The following is a 21,313-nucleotide window of genomic DNA, read 5'->3' on the forward strand; positions in this document are numbered from 1 at the left end:
GCGGCGGTAGTGACCGGCATGCAATACTGCGCTTTCGGACGGCACCGATGAAGCGTCCGATCGCCTGCGCCTCGCCCCGTAAATCCGCGGCCCACAGGCCAAATTACGCTGATTTTTCGGCGCCCGCGAGCGAGCCCCGTCCGACTTACCCTGACTGATTATTCACTTGCATGCTCGGCCGGCGCTGCCGACATACGCGCAGTGGGCCGAATCCATAAGCGTGGATGAAAGGAGATTCTGACAATGATGATAGGAACACAGCAGAAGGAACGGCGCCAAGCCGACCGAATCGCAACCGCGGGCCGCATGTTCTGGAAGCGCCTGGGCCGACGCATCCACATGATCGGTTGGCTCGATTCCCGTTCGTCGGGAGGTGCTTCCTTCATCACCGCGCGGAGCGCACGCCTGAAACCCGGCGAATTGATTGTCCTGAAAGACGCCGATCGCAACGAAAGCATCTACCGCGTCGTGCGCGCCAGACCTTGCGCTCCGAACCTGGCCATGGTGGGATGTCGTAAGGCGAATGTGCAGGAAGACGGGCTCCGCCGGCGGCGATCAGCATCATCCGCTGCGCACCGGCACAAAGCACTCGGCCGGACGATCGGCGATCAATTCACGGAGAAAGAGACCGTTACAAAACGATCTTGTCGACCTTGACCTGGAGGTAACGCTGGCGGTGGCCGGTCTTGACCGAATAGCCCTTGCGGCGGCGGAACTTCTGGATGATGACCTTGTCGCCCTTGATCTCGCCGACAACCGACGCCGTAACCTTGGCACCGGGAACCGTTGGCGTCCCAATCTTGGCACCGCCGTCCACGTCCCCGACCATGAGCACGCGATCGAACTCGATGCTCTTCGTGCCCTCGGGAAGGTCCTTCCGCTGAACCTCGAACATCAAGCCCTCGTGGACCTTGTACTGATGGGCACCGTCGCTCACGATCGCGTACACGGAACAAACTCCGAAATTCCAGCCCTGAAAGCCGCCCGTTGGGACCCGCGCCGGATCCCCGCCTCCGCTCCTCCACGAAGCGAGCCCGGCATTGTGCGCCCGATCCCCGACGCCGTCAAGGCCGGAACCGGTCCGCGAGCCCCCAACCGGGAGCCCCGCCCTAAAACAGCGGATACAGGAACGGCGCCAACGGCGACGAGGACGCAAACACCAGGAACGCGCCCACCAGCAGCAGGACCGCCAGCAGCGGAATCAACCACCACTTCTTTTCCTGCTTGATGAACAGAAAGAACTCGCGAACCAACGATTGCTTCGCCATACGCGCCTGCCCTGTCTGCCCCCTTTCCCCCACTTCCCCGGGAAGCCCTCTCAGAATCTACCGCGTAACACCATCGAGCAACGACCCCGTTTCAAGCTCCACGCTCCGACGCATACCCGCATCGTAATCCACCCGGCCCGGCTTCCGCGTAACGATGAAAGCCCCTATTACCAGCGCGTCAATCCCCGTGTTCACGAACGTCCGCCACGCATCATCCGGCGTACAGACAATCGGCTCGCCGCGCACGTTGAAGCTCGTGTTGATCACCACGGGCACACTGGTCAACTCGTAATATTTCCGAATCAGCCGGTAATACAATCCGTGCTCGTTTTCGGTCACCGTCTGCACCCGGCCGGTTCCATCCTCGTGCGTCACCGCCGGAATCACCCCCCGCTTGTCCGCCCGCACCGGCGGAACCAGCAGCATGTACGGCGCGTCCATACCCTCGGGCATATCGAAGTATTCGTGGGCGAACTCCTTGAGCACGGCCGGGGCGAACGGTCGAAATGCCTCGCGGAATTTCACCTTGGCGTTGATAACATCCTTCATCTTGCTGTCGCGCGCATCGGCCAGGAGCGATCGCGCGCCCAGCGCTCTCGGACCGAACTCCAACCGGCCCTGAAACCACGCAACGACCTTCCCATCGGCAATCAGCCTCGCCGTCCGCGACAACAACTCCTCTTCATCTTGAACCTGATCGTAGTCCGCGTCATGACGATCCAGCGCCGCCTTGATTTCCCGATCGGAGTACGACGGACCCCAGAAGGCGTGCTCCATGCAGAACGTCCGCGGCCGATTCAACACGGTGTTGTGAATGTAGAAAGCGGTGCCCAACGCCCCGCCGGAGTCGCCTGCCGCGGGCTGGACGAAAATTCGCTTGAACCCGCATTCATTCAGTATTCGCCAGTTGGCCACGCAGTTGAGCCCCACGCCGCCCGCGATGCAGATGTTCGCCATCCCCGTTTCGCGGTGAATATGCCTCCCCATGCGGACCATGATCTCTTCGATGATCTTCTGCCCGCTGTGGGCGACATCGCGGTGAAAGTCGTCGAGCTCGGTTTCCGGATCGCGCGCAGGCCGCCCGAACAGCCCTTCCCAGGCGGCACTGATCGTCCGCGTCGTCGAGTAGGTGTGGGCGAAGTACTTCAGGTTCAGGCGGATGCTGCCGTCCTCCTTGACGTCCACGATCTCGCGGAACTGGTCGACGTACCTCGGCTTGCCGTACGGGGCCAGTCCCATGACCTTCCATTCGGCGTCGTTCACGCGGAACCCGAGATAGGCCGTGATGGCGCTGAACAGCAGTCCCACCGAATGGGGAAAACGCAGCTCCCTCATCATCTCCATCTGCGCGCCGCGACCCAAACCCCACGCCGTCGTGGTCCACTCCCCCACGCCGTCCGCGGTCAGAATGGCCGACTCCTCGAACGGCGAAACCAGAAAGGCGCTCGCGGCGTGCGAAAGGTGATGCTCGCAATACAGGATGTCCTTGTCGGTCTTGAGCAGCTTCTGAATCTCGCGACCGATGTGCAGGCGATGACCGAGCCAGAGCGGAAGGGCCTTGAGCCACGCGGCGTAGCTGCGCGGCCACGTCGCCAGGATGCACTCCAGGATGCGGTTGAACTTGACCAGCGGCTTCTCGTAGAACCCGATGTGATCGACCTCGTCGATGCCGATGCCCCCCGCCTTTAGACAATACGCGATGGCCTGAACCGGGAAACCCTGGTAGTGCTTCTTGCGGTTGAACTTCTCTTCCTCGCCCGCCGCGATCAGCTTGCCGTCCTGAACCAGCGCCGCCGCGGAGTCGTGGTAGTAGCAGGATATTCCCAGAATATTCACGGTTACACTCTGCTGTGGGCGTCGGTTTGCGGGCTGTCAGAAAGGCCGTCGCATGCGCTCCAGCGTCGGCTCCCGGGATGGGTACGATTCCCAATAGGACGCCCTGCCCGGCTCCAGCCGGCGGCGCATGGGATCACTGCGGCGAACGATCAGCGCGAAGATCGGCAGAAGCGCGAAAAACATCAGCGTCAGGAGAACGGTAGACATCACGATCCCGATGCCCACGGCCGCGGACATCCACACAACATAGATTGGTTTGGCAACACCCGGCGCAGCGTTGCCAAGCACGCAGAGAACGATGCCCAGCGACCAGAGGGCCAGCGCGACGAGCTGTCCACTGCGACCGGCCCACGCCAGCGCGCCCCAACCCTCTATCCGCACGCCCGGAACGACCCAGAGAATCAGCCCGATGGCGCCGAATCCGCCGAGCATCGCCCAGCCGAACCTGCGTAGCTCCGTTGGACCGGGATGGCGATTGACCGTGAAGGTGCTCATGTCGCTGAGATAACTTCCCTGAATCGGCCTGGCCCCCCCGGACCGCCGATCACTCGGCCCCGATTTCCTCGGGCTCGAGCTTGCGGACCAGGATCTGCGCCTCGCCCAGGGCATGGCCGCCCGGAATTTCATCGGTCGCCGAGACCCACCGACGATAGTCGCCCGGAATCCGCAGCATCCCGTTGCACTTCTCGGCCGTCGCCGGAAGGAACGGCGCCATGAGCGTCGTCAGCGTTCGCGCCGTTTGCAGGCAGATGTTGATCGCCCGCCCGCAGGCCGCCATGTCCGTCTTGCGCGACTGAAACGGCTTGGTCAGGTCGAAATATGCGTTCCCCGCGCGAGCCAGCGACATCACCTCACCCAGCGCCGCCTTGAAGTGGAACGACTCCAGCTCCTGCCCCGTGCGCTCCACCGCGGCGCCGCAACGTTCCCACTGCGCCACGTCCTCGCTTGACCGCTGCCCCGCGTCTGGCACTTTCCCCTCGAAATACTTGTGGGCGAAGGTGATCGTGCGATTGAAAAAATTACCCAGCGCGTTGAGCAGCTCCCCGTTGTTGCGGGCCAGAAAATCCTCAAAGTCAAACGCCGTCCGCGCCGTCTCGGGAGCCACGGCCGTCAGGTAGTAGCGCAGCGGGTCGGGATCAAACTCCCGCAGGTAGTCCTCGATCCACACCGCCGTCCCTCGGCTCTTGCTGATCTTCTCCTCGTCCCGCCCCGGAAACTTGATGTTCAGAAACGAGTTGGACACCACGTTGTACGGAAGCTGATACTCCCCCCGCTCGCCCTGGAGACTGTCCGAATCGTGCGTCGCCAGCAGCATCGCCGGCCAGGTAATGGCGTGAAAGACGATATTGTCCTCGCCGATGAAATGAACCACCTTGCAGTCCGGGTCCTTCCACCAGCGATCGGCCGCCTCCGCCCCCTCGCCCTGTCGCTCACACAGCGCAGCCGTGAATGAGACATAGCCGATCGGCGCGTCAAACCAGACGTATAACGACTTCCCTTTGGCGTCGGGGTCGTCCAGCGGGACCGGTACGCCCCATTCCAGATCGCGGGTCATCGCCCGCTCAGGCAGACCCTCCGCCTCGATCCGCCCCAGCGACTGGTTCAGCACCGTCGGCCGCCACGGGACGCCGCCCGCGCTATCGCGCTTTCCGGAGAGCCACTCCGACAACCGATGCTGCAAGCGGTCGAGTTGCAGGTACCAGTGAATCGTCTCGCGCAGCTCCGGCTTCGTTCCCGACATCACGCTGACGGGGTTGATAAGACTGATCTGGTCCAGCGATCGCCCGCACCCCTCGCACTGGTCACCGAACGCCTTGTCCGACCCGCAGTGCGGACACTCGCCGCGCACGAAGCGGTCCGGCAGAAATTGCCGCGCCTCCTCATCGTACAACTGCTTGACCGACCGCTTGGTAAACAGCCCCTTGGCGTGGATCTTCAGGAAGAAATCCTGGCTGATCTGCTCGTGCGTGCGAACGTAGTCCGGCTGGTGCGTTCCTCCATAGATGTCGAACTCGATGCCCAGCCCCGTGAAGTCCGCAAGCTGGCGCCGATTGTAGTCCGCCGTGAGCTCCTCCACCGGCCGACCTTCCTCGCGCGCCGTTTTCAGTGCTGCCACGCCGTTGTCGTCCGAGCCGCAGATGAACCGAACGTCCGCACCCGTGGCGCGGAGATATCGGACGTAGGTATCCGCCGGAAGATAGGCACCGGCGATGTGCCCTACGTGCAGCCGCCCGTTGGAATAGGGAAGCGCGGCCGTGACCAGAAATCGACGTTGCGCCATGATGACCTTTCGGAAGTAACGTAGCGCGGCGGATCGCGCCCAACCAGTTGCGAACGGGGCGGATTGTAACCTTCGATCGGCGCGTGACAAGGAAACCGGCCCAAGTGCTCCCCTGCAAGTGACGATAATACAGCGTCTTTTGACGTATCAATCGACACGGAGCTATAATCTTCGACCAGGATGGGTGATCACGCCTCGGCGTTCGATCCCGACAGGGAGTGCTGAAATCGCCGATCGGCCGTTTGACGGGCGGCCGTAACGTTCACTTCACCGTCAATGGTAAGGCCGGACTGTCATGAACGTTTGCCCTGAACTTGCGGTGTGGATGCCCGGAGGCTCGGAGTGGATCATCATCGGCATCGTGGCGCTGCTGCTCTTCGGCCGCCGCCTCCCTGAAGTGGCCCGCTCCGTCGGCAAGAGCATCGTGGAATTCAAGCGCGGCATCCGCGACGTCCAGGACGACATCGACACGGAGTCCAAGCGTCCCGATTCGTCATCCTCCCGATCCCGTGGCGTCGAGCAACTGCCGGATGATCGGCGCAGCGACCGCCCCCGGGACGAACACGAGCACAGCCACGCCGCGGCTACCCCCACGGACCGCTCCGATCGCGATTAGGACTCCTCCGGTTCGCCCTCGTCAGGCCCGAGATTCGGCTTGTCCAGGCAGATCGCCTGATCGAAGGCCTCGCCGAATTCGAATACGCTGTCGAAGTCCTCGATCCGGTCGCAATCCTGCTTCTGCATCATGTCGAATTCGATGAACCCGAAGACGATGCGCCCGAAGTCCTTCGTCCCGCGAATGTTCCACGATTCCAGCACTGAGCGGGCCATCATCCCCCAGCGCAGAACGGCGAAGTCGCGAAGCCCCCAACAGAGCTCCCGCCCGCTGACATGGCGATTGAGCTTCTCGCAGCCTCCCGCCGCGTCGATGGCACCGACCACCCCCTCGGGAAGCTGACCCGCGTGATATTGGGCGATCAGATCGTTCCAATCCAACTGGTGAACGACAAGATAATGTTGAAGCAGGCGATGGGCTTCCGTCTCCTCGCCGTGGGTGCGCTCGGCCGCAAAGCCCAGACCCTCCCGAACGAAGTGGTACGCCTCTTCCGGGTAGCGACCCACGTGCCGGACGAGATCGCGCAGCGTGTTGCTCTGATGCTCAACCATAATGGATCCGCGTGACACGGCCTTCCCCTCGCTGAGCGGCGGCAACGTCCCCGGACCGCCCTCCCTGCCAGGAACATTCTAAGCGCGAAAGCAAAAACATGTCACGGCCGTTATCGGGACACGTGGATTCACCCCTCCCGCCCGCGGAAGGCACCCTAAAACAAAACGGACCCGCAAGCCCCAGGGCCCGCGGATCCGCATGTCTCGACACGAATTCCTCAACCTGCCGTTGAATCCCCGCCTAGACGGACACGACCCGGTCCAGCAGGGTCTTGAAATCCTTCTTGCTCCTCAGGCCGACGAACCGATCCACGATTTCGCCTTTATGGAAGAGAATCACCGTCGGAATCGCGCTGACCGAGTAGCGCAGCGACAGCCCCGAGTTCTCATCCGTGTTCACTTTGCCGACCTTCACTTTGCCTTCGTAGTCGTTGGCAAGCTCGTCAATGACCGGACCCAGCGCTTTGCAGGGCCCGCACCACTCCGCCCAGAAATCCACCAACACGGGCGCCTCACTCTGCAGTACGTCGGTTTCGAAATTCTGATCGGTGAATTGAAGCGTGTTTCCGCCAGCCATTGGCCACCTTTCCACCTTTCGGTTGTCGGTTCACAAAGCCTTTTGCGCCCCGGAAATGGGACAGACAAATCTTCTCGAAACTCGTCCTCTCTGATGCTGCGTCACCACCATGGGTTGCAGAATCGCGCCGCCGCAACCCGTGGCCCCCAGCCCCGCAGCAGGGTCGGATTCTAGATTCGTGCGGAAAAATGGTCAATTCCGCCCGCTTCGTTCCGCTTTCGGACGCGTCTTCCATCGGCGGTGGATCCACAGATACTGCCCCGGCGCCTCACGAACGAACTGCTCGATACCGGCCGTGTACGCCTGCGTGATCCACCGGAGCGGATCATCCTGCGCCTCCCACTCCTCCGGCATGATCACCCGCTGCACCACGAAGTCGTACTGCGCCTTCCACCCCACGCGACGGGCGCATCCGATCGCCACCGGGCGGCGCGTCGCCATCGCCAGCAGCCCGATCGACTTGTAGGTCGACGCCGCGTGCCCGAAGAAATCCACGAACACCCCCTTGCGCCCCGCGTCCTGGTCCCCGATGAATCCGATCATCCCCCCGTTTTCGAGAACCGTCCGCGAGCGCAACGCCGCGCCCTTCTTGTCGAGAAGTTCCAGCCCGCGCAGCCGCCGCGTCCGCACCAGCCAACCGTTCAGATACTTGTTGTCCAGCGGACGCATCACCGCCGTCACTGGCAACCCCAGCGCCGCCATGACGTGCCCCAGCAACTCGAACGAGCCATAGTGCCCCGTAACCAGAATGCACCCCCGCCCGCTGACAATCTGCTCCAGCAGTCCCTCAAAGTTCACCAGTCGCACGTAGCGCGCCCACGTCGAGGCCGTGATCCGACGCGGCATACACAGCACCTCGACGGCGAACATCGTTGTGCTCGCCAGGCACGCATCCGCCAGTCGTTCGATGTCACCGTGCGGAAGAGACGATCCGTACGCCATGCGAAGGTGCTGGACCGCCCGTTCACGGTGGCGGGGCATAATCGCCGCCCAGCAGCGAGCCAGCAGCCGCGCCGTATGCAGGTTCCACTCGATCGGAAAGCACTGCATCAGCGCGATCACGCACCGCACCAGCACGTAAATCAGCCACGCCACGGGCCCGCTGTGGATGTTGACCCACCGCTTCATGCCGGCCGATCGTAGCATGGCGCCGGACCATCGACCACGCGTACGCGAGAGCCCTCCCTTGACGCCGGACCGCCATCCCCCCACAACCTCGCATCATGGACCACGCGCCTCCGCGATCACCCTCAGGCGATTCAACCTCCGCGGAGACGTTTCGCATCGACGATCTCGACTACGTCCTGCCCGACGAACTCATCGCCCAGCATCCGCCCGCCCGTCGCGAGGACGCCCGCCTCCTCGTTGTTAACCGCAATACCGGCGATCTGCTCGACCGGTCCATCCTCGATCTGCCCGCACTGCTTTCCCCTGGCGACCTCCTGGTTCTGAACGACAGCCGGGTTCTGCCGGCCCGATTCCTGACCAAACGGCAAACCGGCGGGCGGCTGCCGGGATTATTCGTCGAAGAGGAAGCCCCCGGCCGATGGCGGGTCATGCTCCAGGGCGGCGGCCGGCTGCGCGAAGCCGAAGTTCTTCAATTCGTCTCCGCGGTGACTCCCTCGCCATCCATGCGCCTGCTCGCCCGCCTTGGCGAGGGACACTGGCGCGTCGAGCTCGACGTCACCGATCCGCCGGAAATTACCCTCGCCCGCGTCGGTGGTACGCCCCTACCCCCCTACATCCGCCGTTCAACCGAGCCGGACGAGCAGGACGCAATGGACCGCTCGCGCTACCAGACCGTCTACGCCCGCCATCCCGGTTCCATCGCCGCACCCACCGCCGGGCTGCACTTCACCGAGGCGCTTCTCTCCGAGCTGAACAACCGCGCCATCGATTCCGTGTGCGTGACCCTTCACGTCGGTGTCGGGACCTTCAAACCACTAACGACCTCGCGGATCGAACAGCACCAGATGCACAGCGAACGCTACGAGATTTCCGCCGACGTGCTGCGGGCGATTCAAGCATGCAGGACACGTGGCGGTCGCGTCGTGGCTGTGGGGACCACGAGTGCACGCGTGCTGGAAACCGTGGCAGATTCCATGGAACAGGCTTTGAAATCCGACGATGTGATCGACCTTCACGGCTCGACCGCGCTGTTCATTCATCCGCCCTACCGCTTCAAAGCCGTGGACGTGCTCCTGACGAACTTCCACCTGCCGCGCAGCACACTCCTGGCCCTCGTGATGACCCTGGCCGGCGTGGAGCTCACCAGGCGAGCCTATCGCCACGCAATCCAAAACGCGTATCGTTTCTTCAGCTACGGCGATGCCATGCTGATCCTGTGAACCCCATGCACCCGACAGAGGTAGCTCGTTGTTCTGGACCTTGACCATCGAAATGCTCATCGGCCTCCTGACCGGAACGGTCGGAGGCATGCTCGGCGTGGGCGGCAGCATCGTGGCCATTCCGGCGCTGACCTTCGTGCTCGGCCCCGACCAGCACCGCTACCAGGCCGCCGCGATGATTCTCAACTTCTTCGTTGTCGTTCCCGCCGTCTACCAGCATCGACGAGCAAGAGCGCTCGACGGATGGTCCGTGCTGCGGATCGTCCCCTCCGCCCTCGTGGCCGTGGTCGTCGGCGTGTTCCTCAGCGAACTCCCCATCTTCGCAGGCGATCGTGAGGTATACCTGCGGGCCCTGTTCGGCATCTTCCTCATCGCCGTTTCCGCATACGAACTCTCGCGCCTCTTCGCCCACGATCGAGCGGACATTTCGACGCGGTCACCCGATGAAAGCCGCCCGCGAATCCGCTGGGGCGAAGCGGCCATCGTCGCCGTACCCACCGGTCTGATCGCCGGCCTCCTCGGCGTCGGCGGCGGAATCATCGCCGTCCCCCTCCAGCGCCGCCTCTTGAGCATCCCGCTGCGCCGCGCCATCGCCAACTCCGCGGCCCTCATCATCGCCACCAGCGCCGTCGGCGCCACGCTCAAGAACCTCGCCTATGCCACCGATCACTCCGACTGGACTTCTCCATTGCAGCTTGCCGCCGTCCTGATTCCCACCGCCATCCTCGGCAGTCTCTTCGGGGCCCGACTCACCCACCGATTGCCGCTCAGGTTCGTCAAGGTCGCTTTCTTCATCCTTCTGGCGGCCGCGGCGCTGCGCATGGTCGCCGGTGTCGTCTGGTCAGGCATCTCGACCACCGGCTGATCGCGCTGGACCACCGCGAAGGCGCGCCGGTAGACTCCCCTCCCGATGTCCGAGGAATTGCGCTACTGGATCTTCACCATCGCCTGGCTGACGCTCGGCCTCTGGGCGGCAGGCCACGCCGTCGTCTTCAAGCGCGACTCCCGCAGCGCCCTCATCTGGGTGCTGCTGAGCTTCACCTTTCCCATCGTCGGTCCCTGGTTCTACTGGGTCGTGGGCATCAATCGTGTCGAGCGCAAAGCCCTCAAGCATCTCGGCCGTCGTGACCGTCCCTTCTTTTTTGAGAATACCGCCAAATACGATCGCGACGAGGACGTCTATTTCGACAGCGTCGCCCATCTCGACGGCCTTCGCCTTGCCTCCGATCGCATCACCCGCCTTCCCCTCGTACCCGGCAACCGCATCGAACCCCTCTTCGACGGCGAACAGGCCTACCCCGCCATGCTCGAGGCCATCGCCTCCGCCGAGCAGACCATCACCCTCACCAGCTACATCTTCGATTGGGACGAGGTCGGGCACGAATTCGCCGACGCCCTCGACCAAGCCGCTCATCGCGGCGTCCGCGTTCACGTGCTCATCGACGGCATCGGCGCACTCGGCGTCTTCTCCCGCATGGGACGCCGCCTGAAAAAATCCGGCGCCGAGGTCGCCGCCTTCTACCCCCTCCGCTTCCCCCTCGGACGCCTCCGACTGAACCTCCGCAACCACCGCAAGATTCTCGTCGTCGACGGCCGCACCGGCTTCACCGGCGGCATGAACATCTCCAAGCGCCACCTCGCCCACCGCAGCGATCCCCGCCGCGTCCACGACCTCCACTTCCGCCTCACCGGACCCATCGTCGCCGAGCTGCAACACGCCTTCATCGAGGACTGGGCCACCGCCACCGGCACAACGCTCGAAGGCGACGGCTACTTCAACGCCCTCCCCAACGCCGGCCCCGCCCTCTGCCGCGGCATCTCCAGCGGTCCCGACGAGGACTTCCAGATCATCCACCTCCTCCTCGAATCCGCCCTCGCCGCAGCCCGCTCCAGCGTGCGTATCACCACCCCCTACTTCGTCCCCACCTCCTCCCTCGTCTCCTCCCTCGTCACCGCCGCCCTCCGCGGCGTCGACATCTCCCTCCTGCTCCCCTCCCACATGGACCGCATCTTCATGCGCTGGGCCGCCGACGCCTATCTCTGGCAGCTCCTCGAACACGGCATCCGCGTCTACCTCCGCCCCCCGCCCTTCGTCCACACCAAGCTCATGGTCGTCGATGAACGCTGGGTCCTGCTCGGCTCGGCCAACCTCGACCGCCGCAGCTTCCGACTCAACTTCGAATTCAACGTGGAAGCCTATGACGTGGAATTAGCCCGCCAGATGGCCGCCTGGCTCGACGAGGACGCCGCGAAATGCCACCAGGTAACCCTCGAGGAAATGGACACCCGCCCCATGTGGAAGCGCCTTCGCGACGGGACTGCCAAGCTCCTGTCACCCCAGCTCTAGCGGCAGGCCGCATCTCGATGCACCTTTTCCTCGGGTGCCATGCCCACGCCTCGTGGGCATGCTCTTCGGCTTTGCGGTGTGCCACTGCTCTCGAGCCGGTAGGCCGCATCTCGATGCACCAACAGCTTGCCCACCCGGCCTCTTCCTTCCGGCGAATGCCGAAATCCCTCTACTCCCTCCGAAACCGGATCAGGTAGTTCTCCTCGAGAAACCCCGACTTCGACCCGTCATCAATGCATGTGAACCCCGCCGACTCGATCTCTGCGATCACCGTCTCCCGCCCCGCGCGAACGTGCTCCATCACCCACGCCCGACTCTCCCCCTCGACCCGCCGGAAGTCCACCACCGTCACCTCGCCCCCGGGACGCAGCGCCCGATGCAGCGAACGCATCGTCGACAACGGATGCTCGAAGTGATGGTACGTATCCACGATCAGCGCCGCGTCGATGGTCCCCGGCGCAAGCTCCACGTCGTCATCGCTGCAAAGCACGCCCTGCACCTGCGGCATGCCGCGATGACCGGCCTCCTTGCCCACGTGCTTCACGAACTCCGGAATGATGTCCACCGCATAAACCCGCCCCGTCGTTCCCACCTCCTCGGCCAGTATCCACGTAAACACCCCCGTCCCCGCCCCGATGTCCGCCACCTCCATCCCCGGCTTGAGCCCCATCGCCGCCACGATCGCCCCACGCTGGACGTACACCTCCCGCGATTCCACCTCGAACCGCTGCGCCCATGTCTCCACGCTCGGGTCCTCGAAGTACGGATCATTGATCCCCGGCCAAACACTCGCCTCCTTCGCCGCAGCCGTACCCCGATCCGCCGAGGCGCACCCTCCGGCCACCACCACCGCCACCAGCATCGCCGGTATCACCCAGACCCCGCCCCGAAATGTCATCGATCCAAGCATGAGCGTTCACTTTTCAATGAGAATCGAATTAGCCCTTGAAACCCGCCCCAAAACGCAAATAGAGCGATAACCCGGACGGGACGCTTGGTCCAGCCCTACAATAACACGGTCGCGAGCGCCCCTCGGCCGCGCCTCGCGCCCGCCGCAACCGGGAGGGAGCATCATGCGGGTCGCAATCCGCAGTTTCGACAATAGAGTCCGCCGCAGCATCGCATCGGCGATCGCCACGGCCGCGCTGTGTCTGCCCGGCGCCGCCGCATTTGCCGCCGACGCGCCTTCGAAATCTCGTGACGTGAACATCCGCCTCGGCGGGAAGCAGACCATCGTCGGCATTCACTGGGATCCGCAGAAGTCGCCGCTGGCCGGGTCAAGCCCCCTCGCCACGCCCCTGCCGCATCCCCAACCCCGCCTCGCCGGATTCTCTCCGCTCGTGGCCGTCGCGACCTCCGACGCTCGCATGCCCGTCGGAGCCGACGAATACGGCCACCAGCTGGAGTCCAGCTACGTCGGGAATTCGCTTAACCCGTTCGCCTATCCGCAATTCGTCGTGGGTTATCTCGACAGTGGGGCGGACGGGACGATTGTTGCCGGGAGCGCGGCCCAGCGCTTGGGACTCACCGGCGAGAACCTTACCTCCAATCCTATTGACCTGACAGGCATAAGTGGGACCGATGTCGGATACGTCACTATGCCCATCGGGTTTTTTGCCGCTGGGCTCTCCGCCGTAACCGCACCCGACACTCTGGATACTACTGCGTTGGTAGGTCACTCAAACGTCTGCGGATTAGCCGCCCCGCCGATTGATTGCGGGTTCGGAGAGCTTGTAAGCGCCTTAATCGGCATGCCATTTATTGCCTTCTATAATACCGCCATTCTTGTGGAGTCACCGCGCTCCGTCACGGTGGCAGGCGAGACCTATACAAGCCCTGACGTGCACATTTTCGACATCTTTGATCCACCGCCGTCGCCTGAATATGAGTTTACGCGCGAAATTGGGCTGGACCTTGAGAGCGCCATCGGCCTGTTCATTACAACCGCGAGTTACTTTCCCGATCCGTTCGATGAAGACGCGATCCCCTTTACCCCGACGTTCTTGTCCCCAACTGCTTTGTCTCTCCCGGCCGGAGGTGGCTTCTACTTGGAATTGCTCGTACGAGAGGGACCGTCCACCCCGGATAACCCTGCTCGCCCCATGAAAGTACTGGTGGATACGGGCGCACAAAGCTCGGTCATTACGCGCAACTTCGCAGCCCAACTCAGCCTGCCTTTTACGCCTGACTTCACCGTCGACGTGTGTGGAATCGGTGGCCTGGCCACGAACATCCCCGCCTACTTCCTCGACTACGTGAGAATCAACGCCCTGGGCGGTGCGCTTGAGTTTTCGCAGGCCCCGTTCATCGTTCTCGACATTGATGTAGGGCCGGGCGGTGTTGACATTGACGGTATTCTCGGCATGAACTTCTTTGCGAATCGGAATGTCATGTTGGCGCCGGACCCGCCGGTCCCCCAGATTTCGGGCGGCTTCCTCCTCGTTTCCGACCCCATCCCCTTCGCCTACGGGGACTTCAACCTCAGCAAGCACGTTGCCGAGGACGACTACGAACTCTTCAACTTCTGCATGGGCGGGCCCGGCGTCGCCCTCAGTCCGGATTGCTTCCACACCGACGGCGACGGCGACGGCGATCTCGATCTGAAGGAAGCGGCCGCCTTCATGCGCTGCTACAGCGGCAACGGCATCGCGGACAGTTCCTGCGGCCTGTAGTCGGGGATCAGGCCGCAGGAACTTCCAGTAGGGTGCATCTCGATGCACCTCTTCTCTTGATCGTCGGGTATGTCCCCCGACGCACCTCTTCAACTCACTCCTCAGGCATCAACTCCTCAATCCGCGATCGCCACGCTCGCTCGATGGCGCTTCGCGTCGCCGCATCCACGCCGTACGTCGACAACCAAAGCCAGACCTCATTCTCATCCCCGCCGCCCTCGACCTCGAACCGCAGATACGCGTTGTTGAGGTTCTCCACCGTCGCGCAGAACGACCGCGGCAGACCGTTCACCCGCACTTCGCCCTCAAACACGATCGACGCGTCATCGGGAGCCGACAGCCGGTACCGGTCACCTTCCCCCAGCCCCGACACCTCTCCCCGTAGAATGCCGCCTTGTGGCCCGATCACCTTCGCGGCAATCTCGCTCGCCTCCCCGCGCACCCGCCGCTGAATCCAGATCACGTCGCGGTCCTTTCCGCGATGGTGTTCCAGGTAATGCCGCAGGCCGCGCAGCTCGAACTTCCACCCGCGCGTGATCGAATCCAGGTAGGCGTCCCACTTCTCCGAAGCACCGATTCCGGAGTGAACCAGCCGAACCGACGTCTGCCCGCCGCGGCCTTCGACGTAGAAATTCACGCACACCGGCACCACCTTGCCTCCCTCACCGGGAGGCAACGACTCCGTCCACTCGAAGTGGTGCGATGGCTCCGTCCACTGGAAGTGTCGCGGCGGATCCCACGCGGTGATCTCCCCGGTTCCCTGGCAGTTCGGCCCCCACGAGAGAAAGATCGAGCCATTGAGCCCCGGCTTCACTTGGGCTTCGAGCGGAAACCAGCGCGCCAGTTCCTTCGCATCGGTCAGCGCCTTCCACACGTCCTCGGCCGACGCATCAATCTCGACCTTCATCTCAAACGCACGGTTACTCGACGACATCAGGTTCACCCCCTGGTTGATTTAAGAATCGCCTCGTCAACGGCACGGCGCCTCTCGACGCACCTCTTCTTCCGCGTTGGGTCCGCCGTGCGGACTATCTTCGTAGGGTGCGTCCCCGACGCACCTCTTCTCGTCACCGTGGGTCACGTCCCCCGACGCTCCTCTTCAACGGGTGCCGTCCTCTTCCTCCGTGCCTTCGTGCCTCCGTGCCTCCGTGCCTCCGTGGCTTCGTGGCTCCGTGCCTCCTCCCTTCCGCCCAGCGGGCGGACGAACCGCTCCTTCCGCATTCCCCATTCACTTCACCCCCGCCGGACACGCACGCTCCACCGCCGCCCGGAAGCGGCGATCGACATCCGCAAATGTCTTCTCCGGCAGGCCGTACGTCGCCAGCCACCACCATGCATGCGGCCCCGTTCCCCCGCACGTCTCCACCTCGTAGCGGAAAAGCGCGTTGTTCAGGTTGTCCACGGTACCCGCGAAAATCCGGGGCAGCCCGATCCGCACGACCCGGCCCTTGAGTGTCAACGTGTCGTCACCATCGACAAGCTCGACCTCGTACCCATCGCCCGCCTTGAGCCCTTCCAGGCGCCCGCGAAGCACCGCCCCCTTCTCGCCGATCAGCCGCGCCGTGTCCCCGGCATAGTTCTCCGCCACCGGCGTCCGCACCCACACCACGCGCCGATCCTGCCCGAAGTGGTTCTCCGCGTAGTGCTGGAGGGAACGCAGCTCGAACGCCCAGCCGTGGCTGATCCCGTCAAAGTACGCGTCCCACGCGCTGTCCGTGGTGAATCCCGAATGCACCAGCCGAAGCACCGTCGACCCGCCTTTTCCCTCCAGGTGAAAATCCATGCTCACGGGCACGGCCGCGCGGCTCTTGTCCCCGCCCGGATGAAGCTCCTCCGACCAGCGCACGTGCCGATTCGGCTCCCACGCCGTGATCTTGCAGTTCCAGACGAACGGCGCCTGCTCACCCCAGGCGAGATACACGGAACCGTTCACTCCCGGCTCCACCCGCGCCTCGGGCGGAAACCATCGCGTCAGTTCCTTCGCTTCCGTCAACGCCTTCCATACATCCTCCACGGGCGCCGCGATATCCAGCGACATCTCGAACGTTCTCGGCTTCGCACTCGCACTCATCACTTCTCCTCCGGCCTCTGGGTTGCGGGCGCCGTTTCATCGCCGCCCTCGTTTTCGCTCTCCTCCTCGTCGCGCGTGATCGCGGGGTACGCCCCGACCATCACCCGAAACGTCCGCCCGCCCGGCGCGCTCTCATTGTGGTACGTCTTCGCCAGGGCCTGGATGGCTGCCGTCAGCCCCTCCATGATCTCGGTGAGCTCCCTTGGCGAAGCCACCCGCACATCCGCATCCAGCGCCAGCGTCGCCAGCTTTTTTCCCGCGCGATCCGCCCGCCGACGCAGCACCGCCAGATCGCGCACCGCTCGCGCGGCCAGGCTCACCAGGTACGCCCAACTGAATCGATCCTGAACGACTTCCGGCTCCCGCCCAAAGTGATCAAGCGCCTCCGGACTGACCAGGTACGCCCGCGCCGTCGCCTGGTACATGCGCTCCGTGCAGTTTCGCCTGCGCCGCTCCTCCACCAGCTTCACGAGTCCGACGCGTTCCAGTTCGCGAAGGTGATAGTTAAGTCGCTGTCTCGGTTGACCCGTGCGCTTGGCCAATCCGGACGCGGAATCCGGCTCGCGCAGTTCGCGCAAGAGTCGAATTCTGGCCGGGTCCATCAGCGCGGCGGCCTGGTCAACGGAGTCGAGAATCTGAACCGGCAGAGCACTCATGACAGGGAAATTAGTCTTGACAAAAAAATTTGTCAAGACAATTCTATTTTTCAAAAAATGCGCGAAAACGAGCGCGACGCCGGGCAAGCGCCCGTTTATGGACACACTCAAATGTAAAGCGGAAAGCTATCAGATAAACTCAGACTGACGCTCGACCGCCACGCGGCCACGACTCCTCAAACAGCCGGTAGTCGCATTCCGTCATCCCCAGGCGACGGTAGATGGCCTGCGCCCCGCGATTCCCGGTGTGAACATAAAGCCTTAAACCACAGATGTTTAAGCTTGATTTGGCTTCGTCGCGGATATGGGTGTGGAGGGCCCGGAACACGCCCTTGCCCCGCGCGGTCGGCTCGACGTAGACGCTCTGAATCCACCAGAAGAAGGCGTTGCGCCAATCGCTCCATTCCAGCGTGACCATCGTCTGGCCGACGACGCTGCCAGAAAGTTCTGCCACATAATAGATTGCGCGCTGCGGATCGTTCAGCGCCGCACGGACGCCCTCCCCGGCCGTCGCGGGATCGAGCCTCATTCCCTCCGATTCCAGGGCCATGGCGATGTTGAAACGCGTGATGGCCTCGTGGTCGTAACTCGCGGCCCGGCGAATGGTTATGATCGCATCACTCATCTGGTTTCGAACGAGCGCTAATCCTGCACGCCGCGGTCGCGGAAGGCCGATTCCACCAGCCACGTCCGCAGCGCCAGTTCCTGCTTGCGGATACGGATCACCAGTGCCAAGCCGTTGTCACTGATTTGGGCTATACGACTTTCTGCCGGTGCCTCCTGCGGCTCGGCCCGGGAAGCATTCTCGCACAACGTGGACGCCTCGGAAAGGAACGCGTCGTAGGCGTTGCGGATGTCGAAATCCTCCTGTCGCAACTGCTCGACGCGGCGAAACAAGCCCTGATCCTCATCGGTGATGCTTGCATAGAGCTCGGCGTGGGCGCCGGCCACGCGTTCGCGCAGCAGGTGATCGAAGGAAGCCGCCTCGTTCCGTACGTCACGGGCCCACGACTCCATTTCGCCGGGGATGACGGGTTTCTCCAATGCCGTCTCCAGTTTCATCAATGCTTCCGTGAATTGTTTCTCTTGTTGTGAGGTCATGCTGAGCCTTTCCAATGGGTTTCTCGGATACGTGCGAGTTCGTCGATCACAATCGGCGGTCGCGAGGCCGCGCGGTTGGAGCCTGCGGCTCGGCACGCGTGTGGAGGATGTCCGCCGGACTGCCTCTCCCCGGCCGTGCCTTGGCCGAGGTTTTCAGGTTACTGATTAGCATATGAACGCGGACGGCGAGCGTCATATTGCGCGAGGGCGGGATATGTCAGGGTTGTAAGGAGAACCCGGGACGCCAAAGGTCGGGCAGCGGGTTGGAGTATTGCAGCACGCTTCGCCTTGTCGAAACGCCGCGCGGCAGAGTGTTTGCGCGACGGTATGATTTGCTTGATGGCTTTCATAACCCAGTCCACGCAGGGGCCCGAGGCAACGGATCTAAACTTGGTCCGCAGGGCGGCTCCCACGAAAATGCGATCAAGATAGAAAAGAGGATATATGCGACCCCGAGGGCGGTGCAGACATCCCGCCCAAGCGTCGGAAGGAGGGAAGCAATGAGAAAACAAAATGAACGCGGTATCCATCTGGAGCGACGCATTCTGCGGCTTCGATGTGTCTGGCATTGCATGTTTCTCCCGACGTGGCTCGTCTTTGCCGGCGTCGGCTGTGCGTCCCCCGCGGTTGATTGGGTCTTGACGGCGGAGAATGCTCATCGATGGGTCATATTGCCGTCTCATGACGATTTTCGCGCGGAGGTACTCCGGATCGCGGACTCCTGCGTGAACGACACTGATGAGTTTCTTTATCGCATAGCCAGTTTGCGACCTCGCGAGTGGGTCATCATTAGTGAAGACAGCGAAGTTTTTGGAAAATTCGCGTCCGCTCTATTGCGTCTGGAGGACGGCCGCGTGCGATTCGTGACGAATTATTGGAAGCGGGCTTTAACGGTTGATATGGGACAATGGCCGGAGTGTGACGTCCTATGCGATTGGGTGAAGGACTCGATTCAAGCCGTTGGCGCGGCCGTTGCACCCTACGCCATTGAACGAGATCCCATCCGGCCCCAGACACGAAATGTACTGGAACTGGCAAACCGGCTGTCGGAACTGCCGATTCCCGCAACCGATGTTGCCTGGGCGGGGGATGACGTTGCCATTCTGACGGTCTCCTGGCAAACCGACGGAGGGCAAGGCCAACTTGTTTTTGATACGTTTTGGGTTGGATCATGGCGGGACCGACAAGAGCTTCCGCAGGACAGACGCGTCTTCGATAGCGTCCATCAGATTTGGACGCTGCTGTTGCAGGAATCCACCGCCGAGTCCCCGCCTGTCTGGCATATTCGAGCGAAGTTGCCCAAGGATGTCGTCCCCGAACGATCTGCGTCAGAGGCAAGATCGCCTTGATTGCGATCGGCTACGATAGGGGCACCAAAGTCGTTGAGAACAGATCTCGATGCGCGACGATCTCGAGGATAACATGCGCTGCGCTTTGCGCGAGGCTTTCACGTTACTTATTAGCTTATGAACACGGACGGCTAGCGTCATATTGCGCGAGGACGGAAGATGTCAGGGTTGTAAACTGAGGGAGCACTGCTCGATAGCAGTTAAACGTTGGCGTATTCAGTCAGTCGGGTCGGCCGCTTACGGGGACAGAAGGCCAGCGATTGGAGCAGCCGGACGAATTCAGTGGTCCGTCACGGGGGGATCAAGCACCCAGTCGGCTCCGAAGGCCAAATAGACGTTGCCACCCGCGATAGCAAACGCGTGCCAATCTTCGGTTCCATGCCCGTCGAGATAAAGCGCTTCCATTTCGACATCACGACGTCGAATCGCGCCATCTATCGGCGCTGCGGGTCCGCTCTCGGCCCACTTTAGAATCCGATCCAGCAAGCGCTGGGCCGCTGGAACATCCATCGAAGTGCAGGCCAGGAGCCGATCTCGCGCGTTCGGGATCAGTAGTCGTGCGCGGGCCAGCGGCGACACGGTCAGGTCACCAGCCGAAACGCCCTCGGCAGCGCGATAACAAGGAGGCATCTCCAGCAACCAGGCGTCGATCAGTTCGGATCGCGTCGTGCGAGGAAATACGGATAGGTCCGGAAGGGAATCAAATCGCTGCTGCCATTCCGTCCATATTGTCTCGGGAACGTGGATTGCACCATTTCCTCCGAGCGCATCAAGGCAGCGATAGGCACCGCCGATGTCGGAGTCAAAGACCGGGCGTGTCCAGATGATCGAGTCACTCAATCGCGTGATTTGCACATAGCCGTGGCTGTTGCAACCCGCGCAGCCACATTGCTCACACAAGAGCACCTGCACGGGGTTTCCCCCCGCCCACTCGACGCGCTCCATGGAATTGCACAGTACCTGGCCGCAGGTGACGGCGCGGGTCCATGTCGGGTTCTGCTGGCCGGACGAGCTGAAGTCCGGTGACCATGTGTCGAACGAGGTTGATTCGGTAGATAACAACTCCGGTTCACCGTTGCTTCGTTTCAGGCGCGTCCGGTAGGACCCCTTCGGGGTCGGTGTATTGGAATGCACTGCATTCCGTGGGCGGCGCTGCGCTTGCCCACGGCTATGATCTTATACCCCTTCGGGGTGTAGCCAAGGTGCGTATCGCGCTTGCGAGTGCGATGGCCCAAGGTCGGAGGGCAGAGGCCGGAAGAAAGACGGTACATCATTGAGGCATGCAAACCGCGGGCCCTACGGGACTGGCTCAAGGATTTGGGCTGGGAGAACTTCACCTCTCCTTGCGACAATATACTACTCGGCCGGGCTGCTCTAGCTCGCGAAATGGTCGAGGATCGCATATTATCTCGACTCTTAGTTCACCCTTACCTCCAGCATAGTCCGCAAAGTCGGCGACTATCTCGTCAATCTCTTCTCGATCGTCAGGATCATCGCGTTCGAGTACGAAGCGGATGAAAGTGCCTCCCTGTGGCAGCAATTCGAGCGTGACCTGACGCATGTTCCACGAGACACAGCCTGTCAATGCCTGTACGAGGCTAAGAACCTCGCGATTCTCTCTTTCCAAATCTCTCTGCATT

General features: G+C 62.6%; 22 protein-coding genes. 7 read left to right on the forward strand and 15 right to left on the reverse strand.

Annotated elements, in window-relative coordinates:
- The first annotated feature begins 243 nt into the window (after window positions 1–243).
- Window positions 244–657 carry a hypothetical protein gene (locus tag J5J06_14475; protein ID MCO6438297.1) on the forward strand — a complete coding sequence of 138 codons (414 nt, stop codon included), beginning with the start codon at window positions 244–246 and terminating at the stop codon, window positions 655–657.
- Here J5J06_14475 and rplU read toward each other — a convergent pair.
- The 5 genes from rplU to metG all read right to left on the reverse strand — a co-directional run bounded on the left by rplU (window position 632) and on the right by metG (window position 5,385).
- Window positions 632–949: a 50S ribosomal protein L21 gene (gene rplU / locus J5J06_14480; protein MCO6438298.1), complete on the reverse strand. Its 318-nt coding sequence runs from the start codon at window positions 947–949 to the stop codon at window positions 632–634. The two genes, J5J06_14475 and rplU, sit on opposite strands and share 26 nt — an antisense overlap.
- Before the next feature lie 160 nt (window positions 950–1,109).
- Window positions 1,110–1,268 (reverse strand): hypothetical protein, encoded by a 159-nt coding sequence (locus J5J06_14485; GenBank protein MCO6438299.1) that lies wholly within the window; start codon window positions 1,266–1,268, stop codon window positions 1,110–1,112.
- A gap of 57 nt (window positions 1,269–1,325) precedes the next feature.
- Window positions 1,326–3,104: a carbamoyltransferase gene (locus J5J06_14490; GenBank protein ID MCO6438300.1), complete on the reverse strand. Its 1,779-nt coding sequence runs from the start codon at window positions 3,102–3,104 to the stop codon at window positions 1,326–1,328.
- A 36-nt stretch (window positions 3,105–3,140) separates the two neighbouring features.
- On the reverse strand, window positions 3,141–3,599 hold the full coding sequence (locus tag J5J06_14495) for a hypothetical protein (protein ID MCO6438301.1): 459 nt from the start codon (window positions 3,597–3,599) through the stop codon (window positions 3,141–3,143).
- 49 nt (window positions 3,600–3,648) lie between these two features.
- The gene (gene metG, locus J5J06_14500; protein MCO6438302.1) at window positions 3,649–5,385 is read right to left on the reverse strand and encodes a methionine--tRNA ligase; all 1,737 of its coding nucleotides are present in this window, start codon (window positions 5,383–5,385) and stop codon (window positions 3,649–3,651) included.
- A 325-nt stretch (window positions 5,386–5,710) separates the two neighbouring features.
- Between metG and J5J06_14505 the strand changes: the two genes are divergently transcribed.
- Window positions 5,711–6,001, forward strand: a complete 291-nt coding sequence (locus J5J06_14505) for a twin-arginine translocase TatA/TatE family subunit (protein ID MCO6438303.1) — start codon at window positions 5,711–5,713, stop codon at window positions 5,999–6,001.
- On the opposite strand, the gene J5J06_14510 is transcribed toward J5J06_14505, so the two are convergent.
- From J5J06_14510 to J5J06_14520, 3 genes are all read right to left on the reverse strand, one after another.
- Complete coding sequence (locus J5J06_14510) at window positions 5,998–6,552, reverse strand: hypothetical protein (GenBank protein MCO6438304.1); 555 nt, start codon at window positions 6,550–6,552, stop codon at window positions 5,998–6,000. The genes J5J06_14505 and J5J06_14510 overlap by 4 nt on opposite strands.
- A gap of 241 nt (window positions 6,553–6,793) precedes the next feature.
- Window positions 6,794–7,129 (reverse strand): thioredoxin, encoded by a 336-nt coding sequence (gene trxA, locus J5J06_14515; GenBank protein ID MCO6438305.1) that lies wholly within the window; start codon window positions 7,127–7,129, stop codon window positions 6,794–6,796.
- A 192-nt stretch (window positions 7,130–7,321) separates the two neighbouring features.
- Window positions 7,322–8,257, reverse strand: coding sequence for a hypothetical protein (locus tag J5J06_14520; protein ID MCO6438306.1), 936 nt, complete (start codon window positions 8,255–8,257; stop codon window positions 7,322–7,324).
- Between the two features lie 95 nt (window positions 8,258–8,352).
- Here J5J06_14520 and queA point away from each other — a divergent pair, with 95 nt between their 5' ends.
- Genes queA through cls form a run of 3 tightly spaced genes read left to right on the forward strand, consistent with a single transcriptional unit; the run spans window position 8,353 to window position 11,824 of the window.
- A complete protein-coding gene (queA, locus tag J5J06_14525; protein ID MCO6438307.1) occupies window positions 8,353–9,477 on the forward strand; it encodes a tRNA preQ1(34) S-adenosylmethionine ribosyltransferase-isomerase QueA in 1,125 nt (374 codons plus the stop codon).
- Between the two features lie 28 nt (window positions 9,478–9,505).
- On the forward strand, window positions 9,506–10,342 hold the full coding sequence (locus tag J5J06_14530; protein MCO6438308.1) for a sulfite exporter TauE/SafE family protein: 837 nt from the start codon (window positions 9,506–9,508) through the stop codon (window positions 10,340–10,342).
- A 45-nt stretch (window positions 10,343–10,387) separates the two neighbouring features.
- A complete protein-coding gene (gene cls / locus J5J06_14535; GenBank protein ID MCO6438309.1) occupies window positions 10,388–11,824 on the forward strand; it encodes a cardiolipin synthase in 1,437 nt (478 codons plus the stop codon).
- Window positions 11,825–11,993: 169 nt separating this feature from the next.
- Here the strand turns inward: cls and J5J06_14540 are convergent, their stop codons facing one another.
- Window positions 11,994–12,734 (reverse strand): methyltransferase domain-containing protein, encoded by a 741-nt coding sequence (locus J5J06_14540; protein MCO6438310.1) that lies wholly within the window; start codon window positions 12,732–12,734, stop codon window positions 11,994–11,996.
- 163 nt (window positions 12,735–12,897) lie between these two features.
- On the opposite strand from J5J06_14540, the gene J5J06_14545 reads away from it, so the two are divergent.
- Window positions 12,898–14,496, forward strand: a complete 1,599-nt coding sequence (locus J5J06_14545) for a clan AA aspartic protease (GenBank protein ID MCO6438311.1) — start codon at window positions 12,898–12,900, stop codon at window positions 14,494–14,496.
- Window positions 14,497–14,590: 94 nt separating this feature from the next.
- On the opposite strand, the gene J5J06_14550 is transcribed toward J5J06_14545, so the two are convergent.
- From J5J06_14550 to J5J06_14570, 5 genes are all read right to left on the reverse strand, one after another.
- A complete protein-coding gene (locus J5J06_14550; protein MCO6438312.1) occupies window positions 14,591–15,430 on the reverse strand; it encodes an SRPBCC domain-containing protein in 840 nt (279 codons plus the stop codon).
- A gap of 294 nt (window positions 15,431–15,724) precedes the next feature.
- The gene (locus J5J06_14555) at window positions 15,725–16,567 is read right to left on the reverse strand and encodes an SRPBCC domain-containing protein (protein ID MCO6438313.1); all 843 of its coding nucleotides are present in this window, start codon (window positions 16,565–16,567) and stop codon (window positions 15,725–15,727) included.
- Window positions 16,567–17,223: a helix-turn-helix transcriptional regulator gene (locus J5J06_14560; GenBank protein MCO6438314.1), complete on the reverse strand. Its 657-nt coding sequence runs from the start codon at window positions 17,221–17,223 to the stop codon at window positions 16,567–16,569. The genes J5J06_14555 and J5J06_14560 overlap by 1 nt, the downstream gene beginning before the upstream one ends.
- 139 nt (window positions 17,224–17,362) lie before the next feature.
- Window positions 17,363–17,848 carry a GNAT family N-acetyltransferase gene (locus J5J06_14565; protein MCO6438315.1) on the reverse strand — a complete coding sequence of 162 codons (486 nt, stop codon included), beginning with the start codon at window positions 17,846–17,848 and terminating at the stop codon, window positions 17,363–17,365.
- A 17-nt stretch (window positions 17,849–17,865) separates the two neighbouring features.
- Window positions 17,866–18,324: a hypothetical protein gene (locus J5J06_14570; GenBank protein ID MCO6438316.1), complete on the reverse strand. Its 459-nt coding sequence runs from the start codon at window positions 18,322–18,324 to the stop codon at window positions 17,866–17,868.
- A 500-nt stretch (window positions 18,325–18,824) separates the two neighbouring features.
- On the opposite strand from J5J06_14570, the gene J5J06_14575 reads away from it, so the two are divergent.
- On the forward strand, window positions 18,825–19,673 hold the full coding sequence (locus J5J06_14575; GenBank protein ID MCO6438317.1) for a hypothetical protein: 849 nt from the start codon (window positions 18,825–18,827) through the stop codon (window positions 19,671–19,673).
- A gap of 279 nt (window positions 19,674–19,952) precedes the next feature.
- Here the strand turns inward: J5J06_14575 and J5J06_14580 are convergent, their stop codons facing one another.
- Entirely contained in the window at window positions 19,953–20,735 is a 783-nt protein-coding gene (locus J5J06_14580; protein ID MCO6438318.1) for a hypothetical protein, read from the reverse strand.
- Window positions 20,736–21,313: the final 578 nt, after the last annotated feature.

Source organism: Phycisphaerae bacterium, assembly GCA_024102815.1.
GTDB lineage: Bacteria > Planctomycetota > Phycisphaerae > UBA1845 > UBA1845 > JAGFJJ01.